The sequence below is a fragment of the Brevibacterium sp. AGC70 genome (genome assembly GCF_057334195.1).
In genome coordinates this window covers 80208-83433 of sequence record NZ_JBHFIH010000018.1, presented here as the reverse complement: position 1 = coordinate 83433, position 3226 = coordinate 80208, and the positions used below count along the sequence as shown (strand labels likewise).

5 protein-coding genes are annotated in these 3226 nt (G+C 62.8%); all 5 read left to right on the top strand.

Annotated elements, in window-relative coordinates; genetic code table 11:
- The coding region (locus ACE03M_RS15730; protein ID WP_485934974.1) for a hypothetical protein at positions 1-1286 on the top strand (1286 nt) is incomplete at its 5' end.
- 137 nt (positions 1287-1423) lie between these two features.
- A complete protein-coding gene (rpsF, locus tag ACE03M_RS15725; protein WP_114384810.1) occupies positions 1424-1714 on the top strand; it encodes a 30S ribosomal protein S6 in 291 nt (96 codons plus the stop codon).
- 33 nt (positions 1715-1747) lie between these two features.
- On the top strand, positions 1748-2389 hold the full coding sequence (locus ACE03M_RS15720) for a single-stranded DNA-binding protein (RefSeq protein WP_143922727.1): 642 nt from the start codon (positions 1748-1750) through the stop codon (positions 2387-2389).
- 36 nt (positions 2390-2425) lie between these two features.
- Positions 2426-2665 (top strand): 30S ribosomal protein S18, encoded by a 240-nt coding sequence (gene rpsR, locus ACE03M_RS15715; protein ID WP_009882767.1) that lies wholly within the window; start codon positions 2426-2428, stop codon positions 2663-2665.
- 15 nt (positions 2666-2680) lie between these two features.
- Positions 2681-3139: a 50S ribosomal protein L9 gene (gene rplI, locus ACE03M_RS15710; protein ID WP_143922726.1), complete on the top strand. Its 459-nt coding sequence runs from the start codon at positions 2681-2683 to the stop codon at positions 3137-3139.
- Positions 3140-3226 lie beyond the last annotated feature (87 nt).

Here is a 3226-nt window from a genome sequence, read left to right as displayed (position 1 = left end):
GGGGCGGGCCGGACGGCATTCACCTCGCATCTGCGGGAGCACGATTCAGGCGTGGCCAGGCCTACATCTTTGCCGGCATCCTCGGCCTGATGACCTTTCTCGCTCTCGCCCTGCAGGGCCCCTGCCTGAGTTCGGGCTACGAACAGCCGTCCGCCTCGGCGAGGATGTGCTCCGGACCTCTGTCCACGGCATTCCTCGGCCAGACCAACCCTGAAGAAGCCCTGGGCCGCTCCCACGGAGGGATGACCGGACTGTCGGTGATCGACGCCCGCTTCGTCCAACTCATGAAGCTCGTGACCGACGACGTCTCCGTCTTCATGACGTTCGTTCTCATCGTCAACGTGATCGCCTTCGCCGCTCTCGGCGTCGCACTTCTCGTCCTCGCCAGGCAGCGAGCTTGGCTGGTCGCGGCCTTCGCCTCGCCGGTCATTCTCTTCACCTTGGGCTCGACCCTGGACCCGGTGGCCTTGGCGCTGAGTCTCTGGGCCATGGTCATCTTCTTCGGATCATCGGCGGTGACCCCTCGACCGTGGCTGTCCGGGGTCCTCCTCGGCATAGCTTCGTTCGTCAACCCGCTGGCTCTTCTGGTCGTGCTCGCCCTCTGTCTCGCTGGGCCGCACCCGGCCGGGAGACTGCGCCCCCGGGATCCGCGGATGATGTTCGCCGCGCTCACAATCACCTCGGCGCTCATCCTGGTTATCGACGGCAGCGCCATCGAACGGATCTTGGACTGGATGCGCGACGCCGTCGACGGCGGATCCTTCGCCTCGATCCTGGTCATGGCGCGACTGGGAACCGCCGAGGTGTGGGCGCCGGTGTGGATCATCGCCAGTGCGGGTGTCATCGTCGCGGTCACCATCGCGCTGTACATGGTGCGCAGAGCCGGACTCGACCCAGCCGTCGCCGCCTGCCTCCTCATCGGTGGCTGCCTGCTGCTGGCGCCGGGGATGATGCTCTGGGACAGTCTCTGGATCCTGCCGTTCTTCGCGCTCACAGTCCGTCGCTGGTGGGTGCTCATCTTCTGGGCACTGGCGGAGGCGGCCTTCGCCATTGCCATCCACCTCGGCGACGTGACCGCGATCGAAGCGGACAAAGGCCTCGAACCGACATTCGTCGCACTCCTGACTCTCCTGCGACTGCTCGTCCTCGTCGCTGTCGTCATCTGCGCGGGTGAGAATCTGTACCGGCGACGAATCCGCGGTCGACTGCTCAGGGCAGAACCTCCTCGGCGCGTCGAAGACGACCGCCCGACGATCCGTGTCCAAGGGCACGGGAATCCGACATGACACCACCGGTGCGCGTCCACTAGACTGTGGAGGTCTGTTCCCATTTCACGACCATCGTGGGGGCTGGAACGGACATGCATATGCCCTCCTGCCATGGAACGACCATGGCCGCAAAGACCAGAGGAGGTGGGTGACAGATGCGTCATTACGAGCTCATGCTCATTCTTGACAACGAAACCGAAGAGCGGACGTTGGCTGACACCGTGGACAAACTGATGAAGGTTGTCCCGGCTGAAAACGGAACCGTCGACAACGTGGACATCTGGGGACGCAGGCGCTTCGCCTACGACATCCAGAAGAAGTCCGAAGGCTTCTACGTCGTGGTTGATTTCCACGCAGAGCCCGCAACGACCAAGGAACTCGATCGCCAGCTCGGACTCAACGAGTCCGTCCTGCGCACCAAGATCCTCCGCCCAGACGCCAAGTAACAGCGTCAAGCACCTCGTTTCAAGGAGCAGTCAATGGCAGGCGAAACAGTCATCACGGTCGTCGGGAACCTGACAAGTGATCCCGAGCTGCGCTTCACACCTAACGGTGCTGCGGTCGCAAACTTCACCGTGGCTTCGACGCCGCGTATGTTCGACCGTCAGTCCAACGAGTTCAAGGACGGGGAAACCCTGTTCCTTCGCTGCTCGGTGTGGCGTGAGATGGGCGAAAACGTAGCCGAATCCTTGCAGCGTGGTACTCGGGTCGTCGTTCAGGGCCGCCTCAAGTCGCGGTCCTTCGAAACCAAAGAGGGCGAAAAGCGCACCGTCATGGAACTGGACGTCGACGAAGTCGGCCCCAGCCTGCGACGCGCCACTGCTCAGGTGACGAAGAACGAACGCAGCGGAGGCGGATTCTCCGGTGGCGGTAACTTCGGCGGAGCGCAGCAGGGCGGAGGCCCCCAGCAGGGCGGCTTCTCTCAGCAGCAGTCGTCGGGCTGGGGCAACAACCCGCAGCAGGGCAACCCACAACAGGGTGGCTCGCAGCAGGGTGGTCAGCGCCAGGGCGGTTACAGCCAGGGGAACAGCGCACCGGCGAATGACCCGTGGGCATCATCGAGTCCACAGGGCGGCAACGGCGGCTGGGGCAACCCGGGCGCCGATGAACCACCGTTCTAAACACGTTCAAGACATTTCGTAAATCAGGAGATACTCATGGCCAAGCCAGAGATCCGGAAGCCTATCAAGAAGAAGGCTAATCCGCTCAAGAAGGGCGAAGCGGCGAAGATCCACTACAAGGACACCGCTACGCTCCGTAAGTTCATTTCCGACCGCGGCAAGATCCGTGCCCGTCGCGTCACCGGCGTGACCGTGCAGGAACAGCGCGTCATCGCGAAGGCCGTTAAGAACGCCCGCGAGATGGCACTTCTGCCCTACTCGAGCACTGCTCGCTGATCGGAGGGTGAGAACATGTCAAACCGTAAAGTAATTCTTAACCAGGAAGTTGATGGTCTGGGAGCCGCCGGCGACATCGTCGAGGTTCGCGCCGGATACGCACGTAACCTGCTGCTGCCCCGTGGCTGGGCATCCGCATGGTCCGCCGGTGCAGAGAAGCATGTCCTTGCTCTCCGCAAGACCCGCCAGGCCAAGCAGATCGCCGACCACGATGAAGCAGTCAAGGTCAAGGCTCAGCTGGAATCCTCCAGCGCTCGCATCGAGCTCAAGTCCGGCAAGAACGGCCGCCTCTTCGGCGCCGTGACCCCGGCACTTGTGGCCGAGGCGCTGAACACCGCTACCGGACACGACTTCGATCGTCGTCAGGTTGCACTGCCTGCTCACGTCAAGACCTCCGGCAGCTACACCGCTACCGTGCGCGTCAACGACGAGATCACCGCGAACGCCAAGTTCGAGGTCGTCGGCAAGGCCTGATGCTTCCGCAGCGAGTCTGATTGGCCGTTGGTCAGTTCGACTCGTAGTCGAAAGCAGAGCTGAACGTCGAGGGGACACTCTATAGAG

Excerpts from the sequence above, each read along its gene's own strand:
- ACE03M_RS15720 (WP_143922727.1), top strand. The coding sequence starts at position 1,748 with ATGGCAGGCGAAACAGTCATCACGGTCGTCGGGAACCTGACAAGTGAT.
- rpsF (WP_114384810.1), top strand. The coding sequence starts at position 1,424 with ATGCGTCATTACGAGCTCATGCTCATTCTTGACAACGAAACCGAAGAG.
- rplI (WP_143922726.1), top strand. The coding sequence starts at position 2,681 with ATGTCAAACCGTAAAGTAATTCTTAACCAGGAAGTTGATGGTCTGGGA.
- rpsR (WP_009882767.1), top strand. The coding sequence starts at position 2,426 with ATGGCCAAGCCAGAGATCCGGAAGCCTATCAAGAAGAAGGCTAATCCG.